At 64.8% G+C, this 23,526-nt stretch carries 20 protein-coding genes and 1 tRNA gene; 1 reads left to right on the forward strand and 20 read right to left on the reverse strand.

What is annotated here, in order from left to right:
* Nucleotides 1-177: 177 nt before the first annotated feature.
* The 14 genes from ACH2AT_RS05770 to purD all read right to left on the reverse strand — a co-directional run bounded on the left by ACH2AT_RS05770 (nt 178) and on the right by purD (nt 17,357).
* On the reverse strand, nt 178-1,503 hold the full coding sequence (locus tag ACH2AT_RS05770; RefSeq protein ID WP_394964245.1) for a hemolysin family protein: 1,326 nt from the start codon (nt 1,501-1,503) through the stop codon (nt 178-180).
* A gap of 431 nt (nt 1,504-1,934) precedes the next feature.
* Nucleotides 1,935-2,010 (reverse strand) — tRNA-Thr (locus ACH2AT_RS05775).
* Between the two features lie 82 nt (nt 2,011-2,092).
* Complete coding sequence (rsmA, locus tag ACH2AT_RS05780; protein WP_394964246.1) at nt 2,093-2,956, reverse strand: 16S rRNA (adenine(1518)-N(6)/adenine(1519)-N(6))-dimethyltransferase RsmA; 864 nt, start codon at nt 2,954-2,956, stop codon at nt 2,093-2,095.
* A gap of 67 nt (nt 2,957-3,023) precedes the next feature.
* Nucleotides 3,024-4,331, reverse strand: coding sequence for a S41 family peptidase (locus tag ACH2AT_RS05785; RefSeq protein ID WP_394964247.1), 1,308 nt, complete (start codon nt 4,329-4,331; stop codon nt 3,024-3,026).
* Nucleotides 4,332-4,480: 149 nt separating this feature from the next.
* Nucleotides 4,481-5,641, reverse strand: coding sequence for a murein hydrolase activator EnvC family protein (locus ACH2AT_RS05790; RefSeq protein WP_394964248.1), 1,161 nt, complete (start codon nt 5,639-5,641; stop codon nt 4,481-4,483).
* Nucleotides 5,642-5,669: 28 nt separating this feature from the next.
* Nucleotides 5,670-6,578 carry a permease-like cell division protein FtsX gene (gene ftsX, locus ACH2AT_RS05795; RefSeq protein WP_394964249.1) on the reverse strand — a complete coding sequence of 303 codons (909 nt, stop codon included), beginning with the start codon at nt 6,576-6,578 and terminating at the stop codon, nt 5,670-5,672.
* On the reverse strand, nt 6,575-7,264 hold the full coding sequence (gene ftsE, locus ACH2AT_RS05800) for a cell division ATP-binding protein FtsE (RefSeq protein WP_394964250.1): 690 nt from the start codon (nt 7,262-7,264) through the stop codon (nt 6,575-6,577). Before ftsE ends, ftsX begins: the two co-directional genes overlap by 4 nt.
* Nucleotides 7,265-7,425: 161 nt before the next feature.
* Nucleotides 7,426-8,508: a PucR family transcriptional regulator gene (locus tag ACH2AT_RS05805; RefSeq protein WP_394964251.1), complete on the reverse strand. Its 1,083-nt coding sequence runs from the start codon at nt 8,506-8,508 to the stop codon at nt 7,426-7,428.
* A gap of 258 nt (nt 8,509-8,766) precedes the next feature.
* The gene (locus tag ACH2AT_RS05810; RefSeq protein WP_394964252.1) at nt 8,767-9,480 is read right to left on the reverse strand and encodes a pseudouridine synthase; all 714 of its coding nucleotides are present in this window, start codon (nt 9,478-9,480) and stop codon (nt 8,767-8,769) included.
* A 1-nt stretch (nt 9,481) separates the two neighbouring features.
* Entirely contained in the window at nt 9,482-9,970 is a 489-nt protein-coding gene (locus tag ACH2AT_RS05815) for a pyridoxamine 5'-phosphate oxidase family protein (RefSeq protein ID WP_394964253.1), read from the reverse strand.
* Between the two features lie 351 nt (nt 9,971-10,321).
* Nucleotides 10,322-10,699: a DUF5655 domain-containing protein gene (locus tag ACH2AT_RS05820; protein ID WP_394964254.1), complete on the reverse strand. Its 378-nt coding sequence runs from the start codon at nt 10,697-10,699 to the stop codon at nt 10,322-10,324.
* A gap of 153 nt (nt 10,700-10,852) precedes the next feature.
* On the reverse strand, nt 10,853-12,289 hold the full coding sequence (gene purB, locus ACH2AT_RS05825; RefSeq protein WP_394964256.1) for an adenylosuccinate lyase: 1,437 nt from the start codon (nt 12,287-12,289) through the stop codon (nt 10,853-10,855).
* A 64-nt stretch (nt 12,290-12,353) separates the two neighbouring features.
* Nucleotides 12,354-16,046, reverse strand: coding sequence for a phosphoribosylformylglycinamidine synthase (locus ACH2AT_RS05830; protein WP_394964258.1), 3,693 nt, complete (start codon nt 16,044-16,046; stop codon nt 12,354-12,356).
* A gap of 27 nt (nt 16,047-16,073) precedes the next feature.
* A complete protein-coding gene (gene purD, locus ACH2AT_RS05835; protein WP_394964260.1) occupies nt 16,074-17,357 on the reverse strand; it encodes a phosphoribosylamine--glycine ligase in 1,284 nt (427 codons plus the stop codon).
* Here purD and ACH2AT_RS05840 point away from each other — a divergent pair.
* Nucleotides 17,356-17,622, forward strand: a complete 267-nt coding sequence (locus ACH2AT_RS05840; protein WP_394964262.1) for a hypothetical protein — start codon at nt 17,356-17,358, stop codon at nt 17,620-17,622. The genes purD and ACH2AT_RS05840 overlap by 2 nt on opposite strands.
* On the opposite strand, the gene ACH2AT_RS05845 is transcribed toward ACH2AT_RS05840, so the two are convergent.
* Genes ACH2AT_RS05845 through purC form a run of 6 tightly spaced genes read right to left on the reverse strand, consistent with a single transcriptional unit; the run spans nt 17,619 to nt 23,440 of the window.
* The gene (locus ACH2AT_RS05845) at nt 17,619-18,791 is read right to left on the reverse strand and encodes a phosphoribosylaminoimidazolecarboxamide formyltransferase (protein ID WP_394964264.1); all 1,173 of its coding nucleotides are present in this window, start codon (nt 18,789-18,791) and stop codon (nt 17,619-17,621) included. The genes ACH2AT_RS05840 and ACH2AT_RS05845 overlap by 4 nt on opposite strands.
* Nucleotides 18,792-18,805: 14 nt before the next feature.
* The gene (locus tag ACH2AT_RS05850; RefSeq protein WP_394964266.1) at nt 18,806-19,543 is read right to left on the reverse strand and encodes an IMP cyclohydrolase; all 738 of its coding nucleotides are present in this window, start codon (nt 19,541-19,543) and stop codon (nt 18,806-18,808) included.
* Nucleotides 19,544-19,585: 42 nt separating this feature from the next.
* Nucleotides 19,586-20,185 (reverse strand): phosphoribosylglycinamide formyltransferase, encoded by a 600-nt coding sequence (gene purN, locus ACH2AT_RS05855; RefSeq protein ID WP_394964268.1) that lies wholly within the window; start codon nt 20,183-20,185, stop codon nt 19,586-19,588.
* The gene (purM, locus tag ACH2AT_RS05860; protein WP_394964270.1) at nt 20,179-21,219 is read right to left on the reverse strand and encodes a phosphoribosylformylglycinamidine cyclo-ligase; all 1,041 of its coding nucleotides are present in this window, start codon (nt 21,217-21,219) and stop codon (nt 20,179-20,181) included. Before purM ends, purN begins: the two co-directional genes overlap by 7 nt.
* Nucleotides 21,220-21,236: 17 nt before the next feature.
* On the reverse strand, nt 21,237-22,676 hold the full coding sequence (gene purF, locus ACH2AT_RS05865) for an amidophosphoribosyltransferase (RefSeq protein ID WP_394964272.1): 1,440 nt from the start codon (nt 22,674-22,676) through the stop codon (nt 21,237-21,239).
* 56 nt (nt 22,677-22,732) lie between these two features.
* A complete protein-coding gene (purC, locus tag ACH2AT_RS05870) occupies nt 22,733-23,440 on the reverse strand; it encodes a phosphoribosylaminoimidazolesuccinocarboxamide synthase (protein WP_394964274.1) in 708 nt (235 codons plus the stop codon).
* Nucleotides 23,441-23,526 lie beyond the last annotated feature (86 nt).

Raw genomic sequence — 23,526 nt, forward strand, 5'->3', positions numbered from 1 at the left:
TTCTCCGTCTGCGGCAAGGCTGCCGCGTTCAGTGTTTCTTCCATGATCCTTCCCCTTTTTCCGCAAAGACATTCGGCTTTTGCCGACATCCTATCCCATTATAATACAGGCCCTTCCCTTTGGAAAGCCTTCCCCGGCAAAAAGCGCCGCCGTCCACAAAGGGGCGGCGGCGCTTGCTTATTCCTCTTTTGCGGGCACGGCGGGCACGGGCCGCACCAGCGCGGTTTTGACCTGATGGGAGCGGAACTCCGCCTCCCGTATCTCCAGACCCGCCGTGTTCACCTCGGCGGCGGCCCCGTCCGGGGGGATGGAGCCCAGGGCGCTGAGCACCAGCCCGTTGAAGGTGTCGAACTGGTCGCAGGGCAGCGGCACTTCCAGCGCGGCGGCCACCTCGGCGAGGGGCGCGTCGCCCCGCACCCGCCAGATGCCGGGGCTCACCTGCTGCACCGGCGCGGCTTCCTCGCCGCCGTCGCCGTTCAGCTCGCCCACCAGCTGTTCCAGCAGGTCGTTCATGGTCACGATGCCCTCAAAGCCGCCGTATTCGTCCAGCACCACGGCCATGGGCTCGCCGGTGCGCTTCATGTTGCGGAACAAAACGTCCGCGCGCACGCACTCCGGCACGAAATAAGCCGGGTGCACCGCCTGTTGCATCACGGCGGCGCGGCTTTTGTCCTCCAGGCAGAGGTAGTCCCGCACGTCCAGCACGCCCATCACATTGTCGGCGCTGCCCTCGCACACGGGATAGCGGGAGTGGCGGCCGGCGCGGATGGTGCGGTCCCATTCCTCCTGCCCGTCCTCCGTCCAGAGCAGCTGCACCTCGGTGCGGTGGGTGGCGATCTCGCCGGCGGTGCGGTCGTCGAACTCGAACACGTTCTGGATGAACTCCTTTTCGGCGCGGTCGATGACCCCCTTTTCGCTGCCCTCGTCCACCATCATGCGGATCTCCTCCTCGCTGACGGTCTCCTCGTGGGCATTGGGGTCCACCCCCAGCAGGCGCAACACGCCGTTGGTGGAGGCGGTGAGCAGCCAGACGATGGGCGCGAAGGCTTGGGCGATGGCGCACAGCAGGGCGGACATGCCCAGGGCCAGGGGCTCGGCCTTGCGCATGGCCAGCCGCTTTGGCACCAGCTCGCCAAAGACCAGCGTGAAGTAGGAGAGCACCAGCGTGATGAGCACCACGGCCACCGCGTCCAGCGTGGCGGCGGGCACCGGCACGCCCAGGCTCAAGAGCCAGGCGACCAGCCCGTCGGAGAAGTTTTCGGCCGCGAAGGCGCTGCCCAGAAAGCCGGACAGGGTGATGGCCACCTGGATGGTGGCTAAAAAACGGGCGGGCTGGCTGGTGAGGCGGGCAAGGCGGGCGGCCCGCTTGTCGCCGGAGGCGGCCAGCCGCGCCAGGCGGGTGTCATTCATGGAGATGACGGCGATCTCGGCGCAGGCGAACACGGCGTTGAGGCCGATGAGGGCCGCCTGAAGCAAGAGCATGAGAGCAAGGGAATTTTCCAAAGCAACGTTCCTCCTTGAGAACTGAAAGCACTGTTTTTAAACGCAAACGGACACAGCCCGGCGCCTACTCTCGCAGGCACAGGCTATGTCCGATAAAGCTTTGTATGTGCGGCAAAGGAGGATTTTCTCCTTCGGTACTGTCGCCGTCGTCCATGGTTTTGTGCGTCACGCTTTCCTTTCGTATGATTTGTGAATCAGCATAGCATATCCGCCCGCCTCTGTCAAGAAGCGGGCGGAACACAAAGCAGAAAGCCGCCGCAGGCGGTGCGCCGCTTGCGCTTTGCCGCCCCCGAAGCGGCGGGGCCCCCATGAAACTTTGCGCAGCAAGGTTTCATGGGGAGAAGGAGGAGCAAGGGAGCGGGAGAATGACGCTTTTTGGTGCCGAAGGCATAAAAAAGCTCGTCGCAAGCGATACATCGCTTGCGACGAGCTGGAGCCGGCAGACGGATTCGAACCCCCGACCTGCTGATTACAAATCAGCTGCACTACCAGCTGTGCTATGCCGGCCCAACGCGGCGCTGTGAAGGCGCCGTAAGCACATTATAGCAAAACTTGCCCTGCGGGGCAAGGGCTTTTTGGCCCTCCCCGCTCAGGCTTCGGCGGCGGCCAGCTGCCGCTGCAGGCGGCTGAAATCCTCCAGGGTGAGCTGTTCCGGCCGGGCCGTGGCGGGCAGGCCCGCCGCCTCCAGCGCCGACATCACCGCGGCCTTGGAGATGCCCAGCGCTCCGCTGACCGAGTTTGCCGCCGTCTTGCGCCGCTGGCTGAAGGCCGCCCGGATGAGCCGGAAAAAGCCCGCCTCGTCCGCCGTTTCCACCGCGGGGCTCTGGCGCACTTCCAGCTGGATCACCGCGCTGGTGACCTTTGGCGGCGGGTAGAAGCTGCCCGGCTGCACGCTGAACAGAAGGCGCGGCTTCGCGTAGTAGGCCACCGCGTAGCTGATGGCCCCCGCCTCCCGGCTGCCCGGCGCGGCGGTGATGCGCTGGGCCGCCTCCTTCTGCACCATCACCGTAATGTGGCGGATGGGCAGCTTTTCCTCCAGCAGGCGCATCAGGATGGGGCTGGTGATGTAATAAGGCAGGTTGGCGCACACCGCCACCGGCATGCCGGGGAATTTTTCCTTGATGAGGCCCGCAATGTCTACTTTTAGTATATCCTGCAAAACGATTTCCACATTGTCGAATTCCGCCAGCGTTTCCTCCAGCAGGGGGGGCAGGCGCTTGTCCACCTCCACCGCCACCACCTTTTTGGCCCGCAGGGCCAGCTCCTTGGTGAGCACGCCGATGCCGGGGCCGATCTCCAGCACGCCCCAGCTTCCGTCGATGCCGGCGGCCTCCACGATCTTGGGGCAGACGCCGGGATTGACGATGAAGTTCTGGCCAAAGCCCTTGGAAAGGGCAAAGTCATGCCGCGCGCACAGTCCGCGGATGGTGGAAAGATCGGTGAGGTTGGGCATAAAAAGCCTGCCTTTCTGCAAAGACCAGGGCAGCGCCCCGCGGGCGGGACGCTGCCCTGTAAGCTGTTTATTCTTCGCCGGCGGAAGCGGAGGATGAGGTGTCCCCGGCGGTGCTGTCCGCCGAGGAGGCGGAGGCGCTGCCCGACGCGGCGGAGGAAGAGCTTTCGCCGCTGTCGGTGGAAGCGCCGGTGAGCAGCCTGGCCGCAGCCAGCGCACGGCTCACCTGGGGGTCGCTCTCCAGCGGCGCGCCGGTCTCGGCGCTGCTGGAGGGGGCCACCTCAACGTCCACGGCAAGGCCGGTGCCGTCGAAGCTTTCGCCGTTCGCGGTGATCATCTTGGCCACCGTGATAACCACGGCGCTGCCGTCGCTCATGCGGTGGGGCTCCGCCTGGATGGTGCCCTTGCCGTAGGTCTTCTGGCCCACCAGCTGGGCGCCGGAGAACTGGCGCAGGCTCTCGGCAAACAGCTCGGCGCTGCTGGCCGTTTCGCCGTCCACCAGCACCACCATGGGCAGGTCCACGCTGGAGTCGTCGCTTTCGCCCAGCAGGGTGCGCTCGCCGGTCTTGTACTCGGCCCAGACGATGTCGCCGCCCGGCACCAGCAGGTCGATGCAGTCCACGGCGGAACTGAGCAGGCCGCCGGCGTTGCCGCGCACGTCAAACACCAGCGCAGCGGCGCCCTGGCCGGTGAGGTCGTTCACCGCCTTGCTGAACTGGGTGATGGTGGTGGAATCGAACTGGGTGATCCTGATGTAGCCGATGGAGCCCTCCATCATCTGGTACTCCACGCTGGGGATGACGTATTTGCTGCGGATGACGGTGTACTCCGATGTCTCGGAGTCGGGCGACATGTAGCTGAGCGCCACCTGGGTGCCGCTCTCGCCCTGCAGGCGGGCGAGCACGTTCTCGCGGGTGAGGTTCTTCACATCCGCGCCGTCGATGGCGGTGATGAAGCCGCCCACCTGCAGGCCCAGCTCTTCGGCGGGGCTGCCGGCGTAGACCTGGGTGATGCGGGCGTAGCCGGAGGCGTCCTTCACCACGTCCACGCCCACGCCCACGATGTTGCCGCTCTGCACCTCCAGCAGTTCGGTGTACTGTTTGGCGGTGTAGTAGGTGGCGTTGCGGTCGCCGGTGCCCAGGACATAGCCGTAGCTGATCATGTCGAAGAGGGTGGGATCCTGGATGTCGCCGTAGTAATTGGCGCGCACGTATTTGTCCAGTTCGGCGAGCTTCGAGTACATGCTCTCCTTCTCCTGCACCGAGGGGATGGTCTGATCGAAGATCTGCCGCGCCAGGATCATGGTCACCGAGAAGGTGACGGTCATGGCGATGATGGCGATGGTAAGCGCCAGGCTGACGCTGATTTTCTTGTTCATGGGCTCTCCTTCCGGGTCAGAAGCCGTAGGCCAGCTGGAAGATCACGGTGCTGAGCACGGAAACCGTCATCAGCGCGGCGATCACCAGGCAGACGATGCGCACGAAGGGCTTGTGATTCATTGGGTCTCTTACCTCCATCCCGGCCCCGTCACGGGGGACTGATGTAATTGCGGGGGTTCTGGCGCACGCCGTTGACCCGCACCTCAAAATGCAGATGGTTGCCGCTGGAGTTGCCGGTGGAGCCCACATAGCCGATCACCTGGCCCTGGGTCACCGTCTGGCCCACGCTGACGATGGCCCCCGGCGACTGCATGTGGGCATAAAGGGTGGCGATGCCGTCGCCGTTGTCGATCATCACCACGTTGCCGTAGCTCGAGTGGCCGGTGGTTGCCGCCACGGTGCCGTTGTGGGCGGCGTAGATGGGGGTGCCGCCGGCGATGGCGATGTCCAGCCCCTTGTGGCCGCTGCTGAACACGCCGTTCACCCACTGGTCGGCGCCGAACTCGGTGGTCACCCGGCCCGCGCCGGGCAGGGGCCAGATGAAGCCCTCGGCGCACTCGCCGCTGCCGGAGGAGGCGTTCTGCCTGACCCACTGTTCATAGGCGGCCTCGGCCTCGTCGGCGATCTTCTGCTTTTCGGCCACCACCTGTTCCTGTGCCTTGGCGTCGGCGTCCAGCTTGCTGATGGTGGCGTCCTGGGCCTGGATGTTGGCGCTGAGCTGGTCGGATTTATCCTCCAGGGCGGCCTTGGCGCTCTCCAGTTCCGCCATGGCCTGCTCCAGCTCCTGCTTTTCCGCCTCCAGCTCGGCCTTCTGGGCGTTCATCTCCTCCAGCACCTCGGTGTCCTTTTCGCTCACCTGCTGCAGGGTGGAAGAGAAGGTGAGCAGGTCGTAGAGGCTCTGGGCGCTGGTGATCATGGCCACCGCGCCGGAGTCATGCATGACCTGCATGGCCTGCATGCGGTCCTTGAAATCGCCCCAGCGCTCGTCGATCTGGGCCTGCTTTTCGGCGATGACCTGCTCCTGGTTCGCGATCTCCAGTTCCTTTTGCTGGATCTGCTCGATGGACTGGCTGATCTGGTCCAGGATGATGCTCTGCTGGTTCTTCAGGCTCTGTTTCTGGGCCTGGGCCTTGTCCTTGCTGCTTTCGATCTGCTCGTACTTTTCTTTCTCTTCGGCCAGTTCCTTCTCGGCCTGCTCCCAGTCGCTCTTGTAATCCGCAAAGGCGGGCGCAAGCAGAGCGGGGGCCAGCAGCGCCGCCGCCAGCATCCCGCAGGCGGTGCGGCACAGCACGGGTTTGATTCGCTTCACGGCGGTCCCTCCCTGTGTTGTCAGATGGTCAGACTTTCAGATATTTGCGGATGGAGCTGGCGGTGCCGATGCTGCCGATGAGCACGCCGAAGAGGACGAAGCCCCCCAGCACCAGATACCAGACCTTCGCCAGCGGCAGCAGGGTGCCGGCCAGCAGGGTGCCCCAGAAACCGGGCAGGCCCACGGCAAACACCAGCAGCAGCTGGTAGCCGCCCAGCACCACCACGGTGGAGACGGCGCCGGCAATGAGGCCCACGGTGACGCCCTCCACAAAGAAGGGCAGGCGGATGAAGCCGTTGGTGGCGCCCACATACTTCATGATGTTGATCTCTTTGCGGCGGGCGAACACGGTGAGGCGGATGGTGTTGCTGATGACCACCACGCTCACGAAGCCCAGCACCGCCACCAGGATGACGCACACCAGGCTGACGCCCTTGTGGATGCTGGTGAACATCTGGCTCAGCTGCATGGGCGCGCCCACCGAGGAAACGCCCTCGATGGCCTCCAGCTGGGGCTGGATGGCGGGCAGGTCGCTCACGTCGTCCAGCACCACCCGGTAGTTGGCCAGGAAGGGGTTCTCGCTGCCCTCGAACACGTCGAAGAGGTAGGCGTTGTCGCCCATGCTCTCCTTCATGCGCTCCAGAGCCTCGTCCTTGGAGACGTATGTCACTTCCCGCAGGCCGCTGATGCTGCGCAGGGCGGAATCCACCGCGGCAAGCCCCTCTTCGGTGAGGTCCTCGTCCAGATAGACCACCGTCTCGTTCTGGCTGCCCAGATAATCCATCAGGCTGCCCACGTTGAGGGTGAACAGGCCGGCCACGCCGGTGATGAGCAGGCAGACGGTGAGCACGCCGATGCTGGCGGCGCTCATCAGCCGGTTTTTCACCATGCTGTGCAGGCCCTGGCGAGCCAGATACTTGAAACTGGACCAGTTCACAGCAGCACCTCCCCCACCGGCGCTTCGGCGGTGTCGCCCACCACGTTGCCGTGGTCGATGCGGATGACCCGCTTGCTGAAGCGGCGGGCCAGCTCGTGTTCATGGGTGACCACCACCACGGTGATGCCCACCGAGTTGATGGCGCTGAGCAGGCCCATCATCTCCACGCTCAGCTCGGGGTCGATGTTGCCGGTGGGCTCGTCGGCGATGATGAGCTGGGGGCTGTGCACCAGGGCGCGGGCCAGCGCCACCCGCTGCTGCTCGCCGCCGGAAAGTTCGTCCGGGTATTTGTCCATCTTGCCGGAGAGGCCCACCAGGTTGAACACATAGGGCACCCGGGCCACGATCTTCTTTTCGGGGATGTTGGTCACCCGCATGGCAAAGGCCACGTTCTCGTAGGCGGTCATGGAGGGGATGAGGCGGAAGTCCTGGAACACCACGCCCATGTTGCGGCGCAGGTAGGGCACTTCCCGCTCTTTCAGGCGGGAGAGGTCCTTTCCGTCCACCAGGACATGGCCGCTGGTGGCCTTTTCCTCCCGGAGGATGAGTTTCAGGAAGGTGGACTTGCCCGCGCCGGAGTGCCCCAGCACGAACACGAATTCGCCCTTGTGGATGTGCAGGCTGACATTCTTCAGGGCGGTGTTCCCGCCGGGATACACCTTGGTCACATTGTCGAAAACGATCATCGGGATACCTCTGCTGTGCGGGCCGGCGCTAAGCGTGAAACAGCCGGTCACGGTGTGCGACCGGCCGCCTGCTGGCGCTTGGGCTGCTATGTAAACGAAGAACGGGCAGGCATCATTGCACGCCGCGCGCAGAAAAGCGCGCGGCGTGCCGAAAGGCCCGCTCAGTACTTGGCCGGGTTGGCGCTCAGATACTTCTTGACCATCAGCGCCACCTTGAAGACGATGGCGTCGTCGAACTCGCGCAGGTCAAGGCCGGTGAGCTTCTTGATCTTCTCCAGACGGTAGACCAGGGTGTTGCGGTGCACGAACAGGCCGCGGCTGGTCTCGGAGACGTTGAGGTTGTTCTCGAAGAAGCGCTGGATGGTGAACAGGGTCTCGGCGTCCAGGCTTTCGATGCTGCCCTGCTTGAACACCTCCCGTAGGAACATCTCGCACAGGGTGGTGGGCAGCTGGTAGATCAGGCGGGCGATGCCCAAATGATCGTAGCTGATGATGGACTGCTCGGTGTCGAACACCTTGCCCACTTCCATGGCCACCTGGGCCTCCTTGAAGCTGGTGGCCAGGTCCTTCACGTTGCCGATGGGGGTGCCGATGCCCACCACCGCCTTGATGTAATGCTCGCCGGAGAGGGTGTCCACGATGGAGGCGGCCAGCTTTTCGATGTCCCGCTGGTCGATGCCGCGGCGGATCTCCTTCACCAGAACGGTGTCGGTCTCGCTGATGTTGAACACGAAGTCCTTCTGCTTGTCCGGGAACAGGCCGCTGACCACGTCGTAGGCGGAGATGTCGGCGCCGGAGGTGACGCGGATGAGCAGCACCACTCGGGACACGTCGGTGGCGAAGTGCAGCTCCCGGGCTTTGGCGTAAATGTCGCCGGGGAGGATATTGTCCAGCACCACGTTCTTGATGAAGTTGGCTTTGTCGAACTTCTCGTCGTGATACTGCTTGATGCTCTGCAGGCTGATGGCCATCAGGCTGGCGAACTGGCCGGCGGTCTCGTCGGTACCCTCCACATACACGGCGTAGTCGTTGTGCTTGTTGGAGCTGAACTGATGGTAGGTGCAGCCGCCGCACTGGAAGCTGTCGCCGGTGAGGCGCTCGGCGGCAAAGCCGTCCCGCACTTCGCCGATCATGTTCAGATCCGAGCAGGAGATGACGGTGCCGGTCTCGTCCACGACGCCCACCGTACGGCCAATGGCGTCCTTCATCTGGTACACGACGCCCTGAAATACTCTGTTCGCCATAGAAATGCTCCCCTTTTTTATATTCGATGATAGCCTTGCGGCTGCGTTTGTGATTTTGAACAATTACAAACAACGTCTGTGTATATATTACACAATGAAATTTACTTTTGCAACATATTTCGGGCAAAAAAAATGCCATTTATTGTGTAATTTTGAGTTTCGGGTAAAAAAGGGGCAAAATAACGCCTTTTTTATCCTATTCTATAATTGTGACGGTTGTTTGAAAAAAGTTTGAAAAGCGGCCTTCGGAGCCGCTTTTCACTCCCCTGCCCCCGCCTGCAAAAGGGCCTTTTCCTCGGGCGTGATGAGCCGCCAGGCCCCCGGCGCGAGGCTCTCGTCCAGCGAAAGGCCGCCGATGGCGGTGCGGTGCAGCTCGTTCACTCCCGCGTCCAGGGTGCCGAACATCCGCTTGATCTGGTGGTAGACCCCCTGGCGCAGCACCACGGTGGCGGCAAAGGGGTCGGTCCCGTCCGGAATAAGCAGCGCCGGCTGCATCCTCTGGCCGTCCGCCAGGGTGACGCCGGCGGCGAAAGCCTCCACCATCGCCGGGGTGACGGGCGTATCCAGCACCACCCGGTAGGTCTTGGGCACGTGGCGCTTCGGGGCCAGGATGCCGTGGGCGAAAGCCCCGTCGTCGGTGAGCAGCACAAAGCCGGTGCTGGCCTTGTCCAGCCGGCCGGCGGGAAAGAGCTGCCGCCGGGGAAAGGCCCCGCCCACCAGATCCACCACCGTTTTGTCGCGGCCGTCGGCGCTGGCGCTGACCACCCCGGCGGGCTTGTTCAGCATGATATATACATATTCCTCACGCCCCAAAGGTTTGCCGCCGGCGCAGACGGAATCGCCCTCTTTGAGGGCGCAGTCGGCCTTTCTGCACACCTGCCCGTTCACCGTGACCCGCCCCTTGGCGATGAGGCTCCGGGCGGCGGAACGGGTGAGCTGGGCCGCGTCCGCCACGAATTTGTCCAGCCGCACGTCACATGCCCTCCACGAGGCGGCCCCTGTTGCCCTTGCCCTGGAAGGCGTCCACCTCCATGGCCAGCATCACCACCGCCGGCATGCCCCGCATGGCCCGCTCGTGCTCGGGGCCGTCCATCCACTCGCCGGAGTACTTTTCGCAGATGGCCCGCATGCCCGCCTGGCGCTCGGCCTCGCCGGTGACCAGGCGCACGTTGCCCTCGGCCACGCAGCTGGCGTAGACGTAGGTGAACTTGCCGGGCTGGTTCTCGGCGTAGAGCACGCAGGAAAAGCAGGCCCGGGGCCGGGCGGTGAGGTTTTCCAGCTTCTGGCCCGCCCGGGCGCAGTGGAAATAGAGGGTGCGGCCCACCAGCGCGGCGCACATGGGCACCGCGTAGGGGCTGCCGTCCCCGTTCACCGTGCAGAGGAAACCGTATTCGCACTCCCGCAGAACGGTGAGGGCGTCCTCCTCGCTGAGTTTTCGGTCCATTCGGCGCAGCTCGCGCATGGAAAAAATCCCCTTTCCGGTCGGATGTGTGTGTGACTGATTATAGCACATTTTCTCCCCGTTTTGTCTTTCCCCGCGGATTTTTGCGCCGGGGCGCAAAAAAACCGCCGGGGAACCTGCCCCGGCGGCCCGGCTTGTTCGGCCTCACATCTGTTTTTCCAGCTTGCAGCGGTAGTAAACGGCGCTGAACTCCACAAAAAGGTAGGCCGCCACCAGCAGCAGCACCGCCGCCAGCTCCACCTCCATCAGCGCGAAGGTGAGCATCAGCGCGCCAAAGACGAAGGAAGCGCCGGGGGCGGCGGCAGCCGCCCCGGCGTCACGGCCCCGCCTGCCTTTCCCATTGCCTGGGCGTCATTTGACGGCGGCGAACACCGCCGCCTGCCTGACCCAGTCCATCAATTCATCGTCTATCTCCTCTTTGCGGGAGAGGACGAAGTGGTGGGTCCAGCGGTTCGGGTAGGGCTCGGTGGCCACGGCCACCCGGGGGCTTTCCAGAGGGCGGTCCAGCCCCAAAGTGAGGGTGATGTAATGGGCGGGCAGTTCCGCCTTGCGTTTCGCCCGCAAAAAAGAGACGCAGGCAAACAGGTGCCGGTTGTAAAAAGAGAGCTGGCTTTTGCCCACCTTGAGGCGCACGTTCTCAATTTCCGAGAAGATGCGCGCCTCCAGCGCCTCGTAGAGGGCCAGTTCCTCCGGCTTGCCGTCAAAGAAACGCAGTGCGTCGCCATCCATTTCCGCAGCCTCCTTTTGGGGCGTTTCTCCCCTGTTTTCTTCATTATAGCACAAAAAGGGCGCGTCAGGGCAGACACAGCGGGACGGCGCGCAAAAAACGGCGCGCCCCTTTTTTGCGAGGCACGCCGCTTTTTATCGTCCGCTCTGCTTTGCTCACACGCTCAGCTCGGCGGTCTGGCCGGCGGCTTCGGGGTTTGCCGCCAGCACCGGGCCCAGCACGTTCTGCAAAAATTCTTCCACCTGGTGGGCGCTGCGGCCGGTGAAGGCCTCGGGGCGCAGCTCGGCCTCGATCTCCTCGCGGGAGAGGCCGAAGGCGGGGTCCGCCTCGATGCGCTGGATCATGTCGTTGGCAAGGCCCTCCTGCTTGACCTGGGCCGCCGCGGCGATGGCGTGCTGGCGCAGGCGCTCGTGGAGTTCCTGGCGGTCACCGCCCTTTTTCACCGCCTTCATCATGATGTTCTCGCTGGCCATGAAGGGCAGCTCGGCCATCACCCTTGCGCGGATGACCTTGGGGTAGACCACCAGCCCGTCGCAGACGTTGAGCAGGATGTTCAGGATGGAGTCGGTGGCAAGGAAGGCCTCGGCCACCGCGATGCGCTTGTTGGCCGAGTCGTCCAGCGTGCGCTCGAACCACTGGGCGCCGGCGGTGAAGGCGGGGTTGAGCACGTCCACCATCAGGTAGCGGGCCAGGGCGCACACCCGCTCGCAGCGCATGGGGTTGCGCTTGTAGGGCATGGCGGAAGAACCAATTTGATTTTTCTCAAAGGGCTCCTCCATCTCCTTGAAGTTGGCCAGAAGGCGCACGTCGGTGGCCAGCTTCATGGCGCTCTGGCCGATGCCCGCAAGGGCGTTCAGCACCATGGCGTCCACCTTGCGGCTGTAGGTCTGGCCGCTCACCGGTACCACCTTGTCAAAGCCCATGGCGGCGGTGATGTCCGCCTCCATGGCCTTGATTTTTTCCTCGTCGCCCTCGAACAGCTCCATGAAGCTGGCCTGGGTGCCGGTGGTGCCCTTCGCGCCCCGCAGGGCCAGGGTGGCGATGCGGTGGTCGATCTCCTCCAGGTCCATATAGAACTCGTTGGCCCAGAGGGTGGCCCGCTTGCCCACCGTGGTGAGCTGGGCGGGCTGGCCGTGGGTGTAGGCAAGGCAGGGCATGGCCTTGTATTCGTCGGCGAATTTGGCCAGCAGGGCAAGCACGCCCAGCAGCTTTTTGCGCACCAGCTGCAAAGCCTCGCGCATGACGATGACGTCGGTGTTGTCGCCCACATAGCAGCTGGTGGCGCCCAGGTGGATGATGCCCTTTGCCTCCGGGCACTGCAGGCCGTAGGCGTAGACGTGGCTCATCACGTCGTGGCGGCATTCCTTCTCCCGGCGGATGGCGTCCTCATAGTTGATGTCGCCGGCGTGGGCCTTCAGCTGGGCAATTTGCTCATCGGTGATGGCAAGGCCCTGCCGCTGCTCGGCCTCGGCCAGGGCGATCCAGAGTTTGCGCCAGGTGCGGAACTTGTTGTCGTCGGAGAAGATATACTGCATCTCCCGGCTGGCATAGCGGGTCTGGAAGGGGGAAATGTATCGGTCGTGTTCTGCCATAGTGTTTTCCCTTTCTTTTGAAAAGGCCGCCCCATCGAAAGCCGGGGGCGGCCCCTTTGCTTTTTTACAGCCGGAAGTAATCCACGCCGCCCTCGAAGAGGGGCTGGTACTTGTCGCCCGGCACGTTCTTGTAGAGGTCGTTGCCGCTGCGCTCGGTGTGGCCCATCTTGCCCAGCACCCGGCCGTCGGGGCTGGTGATGCCCTCGATGGCCCAGACGCTGCCGTTGGGGTTGGCGGCAAGGTCCATGGAGGGCTTGCCGGCAAGGTCCACATACTGGGTGGCGATCTGGCCGTTCTTCAAGAGCCGGGCCAGCACCGCGTCGCTGGCCACAAACCGGCCCTCGCCGTGGCTGACGGCCACGGTGTGCACCTGGCCGGGCTGGCAGCGGCTGAGCCAGGGGCTCAAATTGGAGGCCACGCGGGTGTTCACCAGCATGCTCTGGTGGCGGCCGATGGTGTTGAAGGTGAGGGTGGGGCAGCTTTCGTCCATGGGGCGGATCTCGCCAAAAGGCACAAGCCCCAGCTTGATGAGGGCCTGGAAGCCGTTGCAGATGCCCAGCATCAGGCCGTCCCGCTGGCCCAGCAGGCGGTGCACCGCCTCGGCGACGGCGGGGGCCCGGAAAAAGGCGGTGATGAATTTGGCGCTGCCGTCCGGCTCGTCGCCGCCGGAAAAGCCCCCCGGCAGCATCACGATCTGGCTTTGGCCGATGGCCTTCACCAGCGCCTCGCAGCTCTCGGCCACGGCGGCGGGGGTGAGGTTGTTGATGACCAGCACCTGAGGCTCGGCCCCGGCCCGTCGGAAGGCGCGGGCGGTGTCGTATTCGCAGTTGGTGCCGGGGAACACCGGGATGACGACCTTGGGCTTTGCCACGCCGATGGCGGGCGCTTTGCGGGCGGGGGCGGTGAAGGTGACCGCCTCCACCTCTTCGCCCTTGCCCCGGCAGGGGAACACCGGCTCCAGCTTGCCCTGCCAGGCGTTTTCCAGCGCGTCAAGGCCGATGGCCTCGCCGCCAAGGGTCAGCGTGTAGTCCTCGGTGACGGTTCCCAGCTCCACGGCGCCGCCCACCGGCTCGTCCCCCGCCAGCTCCAGGAGGAAGCTGCCGTAGGCGGGCTTGAACAGTTCGGCGGGGTCCACGCCGCCGGCCAGCCTGAAGCCCAGCCGGTTGCCCAGGCACATCTTGAACAGCCCCTCGGCGGCGCAGCCATAGCCGGGGGTCCAGGCGGAGCGCGCCTTGCCGGCGGCGATGAGGCTCTCCACCTGCTCGAACACCGCCTTCAGGCTGTGGTGCTCGGGGCGCAGATCGTCGTATTTCGGGCGCAGCCACACCACGCGGCTGCCCGCGGCCTTGAACTCGGGGCTGATGACGTTGCCGGTGGCGCCGATGGCGGTGGCAAAGCTCACCAGCGTGGGGGGCACGTCCAGGTTTTCAAAGCTGCCGGACATGCTGTCCTTGCCGCCGATGGCGGCAAGCCCCAGGTCCACCTGGGCCTTCAAAGCGCCCAGCAGGGCGGTGAAGGGCTTGCCCCAGCGCTCGGGGTCGGCGCCCAGGCGTTCGAAGTACTCCTGGAAGGTCAGATACGCTTTCTTGTGGTCGAAGCCGCTGGCCACCAGCTTGGCCACGCTCTCGATCACCGCGAGATACGCGCCGCTGTACTGCTTTTTCTCCATCAAATAGGGGTTGCAGCCCCAGGCCATGCCGCTGCAGGTGGTGGTCTCGCCGTCCACCGGCAGCTTTGCCGCCATGGCCTGAGCCGGGGTGAGCTGGCGGCGGCCGCCGAAGGGCATCAGCACGGTGGCCGCGCCGATGGTGGAGTCGAACCGCTCGGAAAGGCCTTTCTGGCTGCAGACGTTCAGGTCGGTGACAAGGCTTTCCATCTTTTCGGCCCAGGTGCCGCCCGGCCAGTCCCGCTCGTAGGGCAGGCAGTCGTAGACCAGCACGTTCGCGTGCTTTTCGGCGCCGTTGGAGGCAAGGAACTTGCGGCTGACGTCCACGATGGTCTTGCCGCGCCAGGTCATGGTGAGGCGCGGCTCCTCGGTGACGGCGGCCACCACGGTGGCGTCCAGGTTTTCCTCATGGGCCAGGGCCACGAAGGCCTGGACGTCCCCGGGGGCCAGCACCATGGCCATGCGCTCCTGGCTCTCGCTGATGGCCAGCTCGGTGCCGTCCAGCCCGTCGTATTTCTTGGGCACCGCGTCCAGGTCGATGGCGAGGCCGTCGGCCAGCTCGCCGATGGCCACGCTCACCCCGCCCGCGCCGAAGTCGTTGCAGCGCTTGATGAGGCGGGCGGCCTCGGGCCGGCGCAAAAGGCGCTGCAGCTTGCGCTCGATGGGGGCGTTGCCCTTCTGCACCTCGGCGCCGCAGGTCTCCAGGCTCTTGACGCCGTGGGCCTTGGAGGAGCCGGTGGCACCGCCGCAGCCGTCGCGGCCGGTGGCGCCGCCCAGCAGCACCACGACGTCGCCGGCAGCGGGCGCTTCGCGCCGGACGTTGGCGGCGGGGGCCGCGCCCACCACCGCGCCGATCTCCATGCGCTTGGCCACATAGCCCGGGTGGTACAGCTCGGTCACCTGCCCGGTGGCAAGGCCGATCTGGTTGCCGTAGCTGGAATAGCCCGCCGCGGCGGTGGTGACCAGCTTGCGCTGGGGCAGCTTGCCGGGCAGGGTGTCCGCCACCGGCGCCAGCGGGTCGCCCGCGCCGGTGACGCGCATGGCCTGGTAGACGTAGCTGCGGCCGGACAGCGGGTCGCGGATGGCGCCGCCGATGCAGGTGGCCGCGCCGCCGAAGGGCTCGATCTCGGTGGGGTGGTTGTGGGTCTCGTTTTTGAAGAGATACAGCCAGTCCTGCTCTTCGCCGTCCACGTCGCACTTGATCTTGACGGTGCAGGCGTTGATCTCGTCCGATTCGTCCAGGTCTTTCAGCTTGCCGATGGCCTTGAGGTACTTGGCGCCGATGGTGGCAAGGTCCATCAGGCACATGTTCTTTTTGCGCCCGGCATACACCGCCTTGCGCATGGCAAGGTAGGAATCGAAGGCCTTTTTCACCTGCACGTCCTCGATGCGCACCTCTTCCAGGATGGTGCCGAAGGTGGTGTGGCGGCAGTGGTCGCTCCAGTAGGTGTCGATCATCCTGATCTCGGTGATGGTGGGCTCGCGCTTTTCTTCCCGGAAGTACTGCTGGCAGAAGGCGATGTCCGCCTCGTCTATGGCAAGGCCGCGCTTTTTAATGAAGTCCCGAAGGCCCTCCTCGTCCAGCTCCAGAAAGCCCTCCAGCACCTCCACGTCGGCGGGCGCGGGGTAGTCCACCCGCAGGGTGTCCACCGTTTCGAGGGAGGCTTCGCGGGCCTCCACCGGGTTGATGACATACTTTTTGATGCGCCCCAGCTCTTCGGCGGTCGCCTCGCCCTCCAGCAGATAGACCCGGGCGGTGCGCACCTGGGGCCGCTCGCCCTGGCTGATGAGCTGGATGCACTCGCTGGCGGAGGAGGCGCGCTGGTCGAACTGGCCGGGCAGATACTCCACCGCGAAGGCGGCCTTGGCCGCGGGCAGCGCGTCATAGACTTCGTCCACCGGGGGCTCGCTGAACACGGTGGGCACGCAGGAATCGAACAGCTGGCGGCTGATGCCCTCCACGTCGTAACGGTTCAAAAGCCGCAGGCCGGTGACGCTCTCGATGCCCAGCAGGCCGCGCACTTCGGCCAGCAGGCTCTGGGCCTCGTGGTCAAAGCCCGCTTTCTTTTCCACATACACTCGATATACCATGGGGTACCTCCCTTGAAACTGTGGGGTTCACCGCAGGGCCTCCAGCGCCCGGCGGCCGATGTCGCTGCGGCGGTGCAGCCCGTCGAAGGAAATGCTGCCGGCGGCGGCGTAGGCCTTTGCCAGCGCCGTTTTGAGATCCGGCGCGGTGGCGGCGACGCCCAGCACCCGCCCGCCGGAGGTGACCAGCTTGCCGTCTTTGAGGGCAGTGCCCGCGTGGTAGACCGCCGCTTCGCCGCCGGGCAGCTGGCCGTTTTCCAGGCCGGAAATCTCCTTGCCTTTTTCATAGTGCCCGGGGTAGCCGCCGCTGGCCAGGATGACGCAGGCTGCGCTTTCGGAGGAGAATTCCACCGGCGTTTCGCTCAATTTGCCCTCGGTGCAGGCCAGCATGACGCGCAAAAGGTCGCTTTTCAAAAGGGGCAGCACCACCTGGGTCTCGGGGTCGCCGAAGCGGCAGTTGTACTCGATGACTTTGGGACCCGCCGGGGTGAGCATCAGCCCGAAGTAGAGGCAGCCCTTGAAGGGGCAGCCCTCGGCGGCCATGGCGGCCATGGTGGGCTCGAAGATGGCCTTTTGGCACACCGCCGCCACTTCCGGGGTGTAATAGGGGTTGGGGGCCACGGTGCCCATGCCGCCGGTGTTCAGGCCCCGGTCGCCGTCCAGCGCCCGCTTGTGGTCCATGCTGGACACCATGGGCTTGAGGGTCTTGCCGTCGGCGAAGGCCAGCACGCTGACCTCGGGGCCGGTGAGGAATTCCTCCACCACCACCCGGCTGCCGGAAGCGCCGTACACCTTTTCCTCCATCATCTCGTGGAGGGCTTTTTTTGCCGCCTCTTCGCTTTCGCAGATGAGCACGCCCTTGCCCAGGGCCAGGCCGTCCGCCTTGACGACCACCGGGTACTTATCCTTGGCGCGGATGTGATCGAGGGCCTTTGCCGGCTCGTCGAACACCTCGTATTCGGCGGTGGGGATGCCGTATTTCTTCATCAGATTCTTGCTGAACACCTTGCTGGCCTCGATGCGGGCCGCGGCGGCGCTGGGGCCGAAGGCCGGGATGCCCGCTTCGGCCAGCCTGTCCACCAGCCCCAGGGCCAGCGGGTCGTCGGGGGCCACCACCACATAGTCCACCTGTTCCGCCTTTGCCAGTTCCACCTGGCCGTCGATGTCGGTGGCGGCCACCGGCACGCAGCGGGCGTCGGCGGCGATGCCCCCGTTGCCCGGCGCGCAGAGGATCTCAGAGCAGAGCTCGCTTTCTTTCAGTTTTTTCACAATGGCGTGTTCCCGGCCGCCGCCGCCCACTACCAGAAGTTTCATGAGTCAGGTTCTCCCCCTTTCCTTTGTTCCCGAACGCACAGACGCCCGGCGCGGCAAAAACCGTCGCGTCGGGTGGTCGTTTGCAGGCAGCATCGCATCAATTCCAGGTGGTGGAGCGCGCCAGAAAATTTTTTGTGAGATGAACCAAAAAGCGCAGGCAATCCTTGGTGGATTGACGAGCATTTTTGGAAAATATCACGGAAAATTTTGGCGCGATACGCCGCCTGAGGCGCTCCGCCGTGAATTGTGCGGTGTTGCCTTTTAATGGTGGAACAGCCGCAGGCCGCAGAAGGCCATGGCGATGCCGTATTTGTTGCAGGTGTCGATGACCTGTGCATCGCGGATGGAGCCGCCGGGCTCCACGATGGCCACAACGCCGCTGCGGCGGGCCCGCTCGATGTTGTCGCCGAAGGGGAAGAAGGCGTCGCTGCCCAGGCACACGCCGGTGACTTTCGCCAGCCATTCCTTCTTCTCGGCGGCGGTGAGGGGCTCGGGGCGGGTGGTGAAGGTCTCGGCCCACACCTCCTCGCCGATGACGTCCTCATACTCGTCGGAGATGTAAACGTCGATGGCGTTGTCCCGGTTGGGGCGGGAGACGTCCTCCCTGAAGGGCAGGGCCAGCACCTTGGGGTGGTGGCGCAGCTGCCAGATGTCCGCCTTGTTGCCGGCAAGGCGGGTGCAGTGGATGCGGCTCTGCTGGCCCGCGCCCACGCCGATGACCTGCCCGCCCTGGGCGTAGCACACGGAGTTGGACTGGGTGTATTTGAGGGTGATGAGGCAGAGCACCAGGTCCCGCTTCTGCTCAGGTGTCAGGGCCTTGTTCTCGGTGACCAGGTTTTCCAGCATGTCCTCGCCGATGCGCAAATCGTTGCGGCCCTGCTCGAAGGTGATGCCGAACACCTGCTTGCGCTCGATGGCCGCGGGCGCATAGGAAGCGTCGATCTGCACGATGTTGTAGTTGCCCTTGCGTTTGGACTTCAAGATCTCCAGCGCGGCGGGGGTGTAGCCGGGGGCGATGATGCCGTCGGACACCTCGTGCTGGATGACCCTGGCGGTGGGCTCGTCGCACTCGTCGGAAAGGGCGATCCAGTCGCCGAAGCTGCTCATGCGGTCGGCCCCGCGGGCCCGGGCGTAGGCGCAGGCCAGGGGGGAAAGCTCCAGCCCCTCGCAGAAATACATCTTTTTGAGGGTGTCGTCCAGGGGCAGGCCCAGGGCCGCCCCCGCCGGGGAGACGTGCTTGAAGGAGGCGGCGGCGGGCAGGCCGGTGGCCTCTTTCAGCTCCTTCACCAGCTGCCAGGAGTTCAGCGCGTCCAGGAAGTTGATGTAGCCGGGCTTGCCGTTCAAAACGGTGACCGGCAGCTCGCCCTGCTCCACAAAAATGCGGGCGGGTTTCTGGTTGGGGTTGCAGCCGTATTTCAGTTCCAGTTCCTTCATCCTTCGTTTCCCCCTTATTCTTCGCAAACTGCGTCGTACTTGTTGATGATGACATCCTCGGTCTCGCCGGTGGCGAGGTCGACGGCGCGCACGAAAAGGCTGACCTTGTTGTCTTCGTTCAGCGCCTCCCACATCCTTACCGCCAGCTCCTCCGGCTCTTCCGGCAGGGCCACCCGCTCCGGCTCGCCCTCGAAGCTGGGGAGGGGGCTGCCGTCGCAGCGGTAGGTGTGGAGGAAGTGGCCTTCGCCGGCCACCGGCTGGGGATACTCGAAGAAGTACCGCCGGCAGCTTTCGCCGTTGCCGTCGGCGCTTTTCAGGATGGAGAGTTTGTAGCTGCAGGCCCCTGCGGCCAGCTCCACCACGCCGCTGATGCGGGGGGTCCAGTTGGGGCCGTCCGGCTCAAAGGTGCGGGTGCGCAGGGCGGCCTCGAAGCTGCCGCCTTTCGCCATGAAGTCATGCACCGTGTCGGTCTGGTCGCCGTTGGTCACGATGTGGATGTTCTCTCCCACCGTGCGCACCGGGTTATAGATGATGAGGCTGGGGTCCTCCAGCTTTGCCGGGTCCGCCGCCAGGGTGCGGATTCCGCCAATTTCCGGCGCCGGGTCGAACACCCGGTTGCGGCTGTTGGCGCTGCGGCCCATGATAAAGTAGGCGATGAGCGCCTTTTTGCCGCTGGGGGCGAGGCCCAGCACGATGCCCCGGCCGGGGTAGGCGTTGGTTTTCAGCTGTTCATAAAGGTCAAGCAGTTCCATTTCCTCATTCTCCCTTTTCGTCGCGCCGCGGCGGGCGCGGGTTCAGCCTTTGTCGTATCCGGCGCACACCCTGGCCAGCGCCGCGGGCAGCAGCTGCCATTCGGCCTGCTCCATCACCCGCCGCTGCAACGTCTCGGGGGTGTCGCCCTCGGCCACCTCCACCGCCTTCTGGGCGATGATGCGCCCGCCGTCACACCCTTCGTTGACGAAGTGGACGGTGGCCCCGGTGACCTTGACGCCCTTGGCCAGGGCCGCTTCGTGCACCTTGAGGCCGTACATCCCTTCGCCGCAGAAGCTGGGGATGAGGCTGGGGTGCACGTTTAAAATGCGCTCGGGGTAGGCGGCGATGACGCTCTCGCCCAGAATGGACAAAAAGCCCGCCAGCACCACCACGTCGATGCCGTTTTCCTTCAAAACGCCCAGCAGGGCTTTGTCGAATTCTTCGGCGGTGGCGTAGTCCTTGCGGCGGACCACCACGCCGGGCACGCCGGCGTTTTGGGCCCGCTGGAGGGCATAGACGCCGGGCTTCGAGGCCACCACAAGGCTGATTTTTCCGTGGGGGTTCTCGCCCCGGGCCTCGCTGTCCAGCAAAGCCTGGAGGTTGGTGCCTCCGCCGGATACCAGCACCGCTACCTTCAGCATAGCTCCACCCCGCTGCCGGCGGCGATCTCGCCCAGCACCCAGGCGGCCTCGCCGTTCTTTTCGAGGATTTCGACGGCGCGCTGTGCGTCCTCTTTGGCCACCACCAGAATCATGCCCACGCCCATGTTGAAGGTGTTGAACATGTCCCGCTCGGGGATATTGCCGGCGGCCTGGATGTGTTTGAAGAGGGCGGGGGTGCGCACGTCGCTCTTGGCGATGCGGGCGGCGCATCCCGTTTTGAGGCACCGGGGTATGTTCTCATAAAAGCCGCCGCCGGTGATGTGGCTCACGCCCTTGACGATGACTTCCTCCATCACCGCCAGCACGGGTTTGACGTAAATCTTGGTGGGGGCCAGCAGGGCCTCGCCCAGGGTGCAGCCCAGGTCGGCGTGATATTCCTTCAGCACCTCGGGGCGGTGTTCCAAATCGAAGACCCGGCGCACCAGCGAAAAGCCGTTGGAGTGAACGCCCGAAGAGGGCAGGGCGATGATAACGTCGCCCTCCTGCATGGTGCTGTTGTCCAAAAGTTTTGCCTTGTCCACCGCGCCCACGGTGAAGCCCGCCAGGTCGTATTCGTCCTCGGGGTAGAAGCCGGGCATCTCGGCGGTCTCGCCGCCCACCAGAGCGCAGCCGGCCTGCACGCAGCCCTCGGCAACGCCCTCCACCAGCCGGGCGATCTTTTCCGGCACGTTCTTGCCGCAGGCGATGTAGTCCAAAAAGATGAGGGGCTTGGCGCCGGCGCAGATGACGTCGTTGACGCACATGGCCACGCAGTCGATGCCCACGGTGTCGTGCCTGTCCATCAGAAAGGCCAGTTTCAGCTTGGTGCCCACGCCGTCGGTGCCCGAGACCAGCACGGGGTGGGGCATGCCGGTGCAGTCCAGTTCAAACAGGCCGCCGAAGCCGCCCAGGCCCCCGATGCAGCCGGAGGTCATGGTGCGCCCGACGTGCTGTTTCATCAGTTCCACCGCCCTGTAGCCGGCGGTGATGTCCACCCCGGCGGCGGCGTAGCTGGCGGAATAACTCTTTTCCATGGCGCGCTCCTTTGCGTTCATTCAGTGGCTTCGGGGATCTTGCTCTCAAACTTGCTCTTTTCGGTCACGGCGGGGGTCTCGGCGGGGTAGTTGCCGGTGAAGCAGCCGGTGCACAGCCCCAGGCCGCAGCCCTCGGCGATGTTTTTCACGCCCTCCACGCTCAAAAAGCCCAGGCTGTCCACGCCCAGGATGTCCCGCATCTCCTCCAGCGTGTGGTTGGCGGCGATGAGGTTTTCGCGGCTGTCCACATCCACGCCGAAATAGCAGGGATAGAGGAACTCCGGCGCGCTGGAGAGGAAGTGCACCTGGGTGGCCCCCGCCTCTCGCAGCAGCTGCACGATCTGGCGGCTGGTGGTGCCCCGGACGATGGAGTCGTCCACCAGCACCACCCGCTTGCCCCGCACCGTGTCGGCGATGGGGTTCAGCTTGATGCGCACGGTGTTCTCCCGCAGCTTCTGGTCGGGCTGGATGAAGGTGCGGCCGATGTATTTGTTCTTCAAAAAGCCGATGCCGTAGGGGATGCCGCTCTGCTGGGAATAGCCGAGGGCCGCGTCCAGGCCGGAGTCGGGCACGCCGATGACCACATCCGCCTGGATGGGGTGCTCCAGCGCCAGCATGGCGCCGGCGCGGCGGCGGGCCCGGTGGACGGAAGCGCCGTCCACCACCGAGTCGGGCCGGGCGATGTAGACGAACTCAAAGACGCACAGGCTGCCGGCCCCCCCGCAGTGGGTGCGGATGGAGCGCATGCCGTTTTCGTCAAAAACGACGATCTCGCCGGGCTCCACATCCCGCACGAACTCGCCGCCGGCGGCGGCGATGGCGCAGCTCTCGCTGGCGATGACGTCGCTGCCGTGCAGCTTGCCGATGCACAGGGGCCGAAAGCCGTGGGGGTCGCGGGCGGCGATGAGCTTGCGGGGGCTCATGATGACCAGGCTGTAGGCGCCTTTCAGCATGGGCATGGTCTTTTCCACCGCCTCCTCGATGCTGCGGCTTGCAAGGCGCTGGCGGGTGATGGTGTAGGCGATGACCTCGGTGTCGCTGGTGGAGTGGAAGATGCCGCCCTCCAGCTCGATGGCCCGCCGCAGCTCGTAGGAATTGGTCAGGTTGCCGTTGTGGGCCAGGGCCAGGGGGCCCTTCACATGGCGGATGACGAAGGGCTGGGCGTTGGCCCGCAGGGGGGTGCCGGTGGTGGCGTAGCGGCAGTGGCCGATGCACATCTGGCCCCGGGGCATGCTGTCCAGAACCTGCTTGGTGAACACCTCGTTCACCAGGCCCAGTTCCCGGCGCTTGTAGATCACGCCCCCGTCGTTCACCGCCATGCCGCAGCTCTCCTGGCCGCGGTGCTGCAAGGCGTACAGGCCGTAGTAGGTGGCGGCCACCACATCCTGGCTCTCGTCCCGGCGGTAGATGCCGAACACGCCGCATTCCTCGTGCAGTTTTGCGTCAAATCGTTCCATAGTTTCCCTTTCTGTGCTTGTGGTTGCGATGGCCGGCCCCGCCGGCCGCGGACGTCTCAGCCCAGAAGGCGGGCCATGACCTCCTGGTAGGCTTCCTCCTCGCCGCCCAAATCACGGCGGAACAGGTCCTTGTCCAGGTGGGCGCCGGTGGCGGCGTCCCAGAAGCGGCAGGTGTCGGGGCTGATCTCGTCGGCCAGCACGATCCGGCCGTCGGCCAGGCGGCCGAACTCCAGCTTGAAGTCGATGAGGCGGATGCCAAAGCCCAGCAGATACTCGCTGAGGATGCTGTTCACCTTGAAGGCATACTCGCTGATCCGGTCGATCTCGGCCTGGGTGGCAAGGCCCAGGGCCAGGGCATGGTAGTGGTTGATGAGGGGGTCGTGCAGATCGTCGTTCTTGTAGCTGAACTCCAGGGTGGGGCACTTGAGCACGGTGCCCTCGGGCACGCCCAGGCGCTTGGTGAAGCTGCCGGCGGCCACGTTGCGCACGATGACCTCCAAAGGCACGATCTGGACCTTCTTCACCAGGGTCTCGCGGTCGCTCAGCTCCTCCACGAAGTGGGTGGGCACGCCCTTTTCCTCCAGCATCTTCATCAGGTTGTTGGACAGGCGGTTGTTCACAACGCCCTTGCCCCAGATGGTGCCCTTCTTGGCGCCGTCGCCGGCGGTGGCGTCGTCCTTGTAGTCCACGATGACCAGGTCCGCATCGTCGGTGGCGAACACTTTCTTGGCCTTTCCCTCATACAGCTGCTCCATCTTCTTCATCGTTATTCTCTCCTAGTATAATAATGGTGTAGTCAATAATGACTACGGGTTAATAGTTACAAAGTCTAAATGAATAACTGAAGGAG

The organism is Candidatus Allofournierella excrementigallinarum, from assembly GCF_944388085.1.
Lineage (GTDB): Bacteria > Bacillota > Clostridia > Oscillospirales > Ruminococcaceae > Allofournierella_A > Allofournierella_A excrementigallinarum.

What these genes read in the sequence shown, in the direction of transcription:
- ACH2AT_RS05785 (WP_394964247.1), bottom strand. Translation starts at nt 4,331, where the DNA reads ATGAACAAGAAAATCAGCGTCAGCCTGGCGCTTACCATCGCCATCATC.
- purD (WP_394964260.1), bottom strand. Translation starts at nt 17,357, where the DNA reads ATGAAACTTCTGGTAGTGGGCGGCGGCGGCCGGGAACACGCCATTGTG.
- purM (WP_394964270.1), bottom strand. Translation starts at nt 21,219, where the DNA reads ATGGAAAAGAGTTATTCCGCCAGCTACGCCGCCGCCGGGGTGGACATC.
- purC (WP_394964274.1), bottom strand. Translation starts at nt 23,440, where the DNA reads ATGAAGAAGATGGAGCAGCTGTATGAGGGAAAGGCCAAGAAAGTGTTC.
- purF (WP_394964272.1), bottom strand. Translation starts at nt 22,676, where the DNA reads ATGGAACGATTTGACGCAAAACTGCACGAGGAATGCGGCGTGTTCGGC.
- ACH2AT_RS05820 (WP_394964254.1), bottom strand. Translation starts at nt 10,699, where the DNA reads ATGGATGGCGACGCACTGCGTTTCTTTGACGGCAAGCCGGAGGAACTG.
- ACH2AT_RS05840 (WP_394964262.1), top strand. Translation starts at nt 17,356, where the DNA reads ATGAGTCAGGTTCTCCCCCTTTCCTTTGTTCCCGAACGCACAGACGCC.
- ftsE (WP_394964250.1), bottom strand. Translation starts at nt 7,264, where the DNA reads ATGATCGTTTTCGACAATGTGACCAAGGTGTATCCCGGCGGGAACACC.
- ACH2AT_RS05805 (WP_394964251.1), bottom strand. Translation starts at nt 8,508, where the DNA reads ATGGCGAACAGAGTATTTCAGGGCGTCGTGTACCAGATGAAGGACGCC.
- ACH2AT_RS05830 (WP_394964258.1), bottom strand. Translation starts at nt 16,046, where the DNA reads ATGGTATATCGAGTGTATGTGGAAAAGAAAGCGGGCTTTGACCACGAG.
- ACH2AT_RS05815 (WP_394964253.1), bottom strand. Translation starts at nt 9,970, where the DNA reads ATGCGCGAGCTGCGCCGAATGGACCGAAAACTCAGCGAGGAGGACGCC.
- ACH2AT_RS05845 (WP_394964264.1), bottom strand. Translation starts at nt 18,791, where the DNA reads ATGAAGGAACTGGAACTGAAATACGGCTGCAACCCCAACCAGAAACCC.
- purB (WP_394964256.1), bottom strand. Translation starts at nt 12,289, where the DNA reads ATGGCAGAACACGACCGATACATTTCCCCCTTCCAGACCCGCTATGCC.
- rsmA (WP_394964246.1), bottom strand. Translation starts at nt 2,956, where the DNA reads ATGCCCAACCTCACCGATCTTTCCACCATCCGCGGACTGTGCGCGCGG.
- purN (WP_394964268.1), bottom strand. Translation starts at nt 20,185, where the DNA reads ATGCTGAAGGTAGCGGTGCTGGTATCCGGCGGAGGCACCAACCTCCAG.
- ACH2AT_RS05850 (WP_394964266.1), bottom strand. Translation starts at nt 19,543, where the DNA reads ATGGAACTGCTTGACCTTTATGAACAGCTGAAAACCAACGCCTACCCC.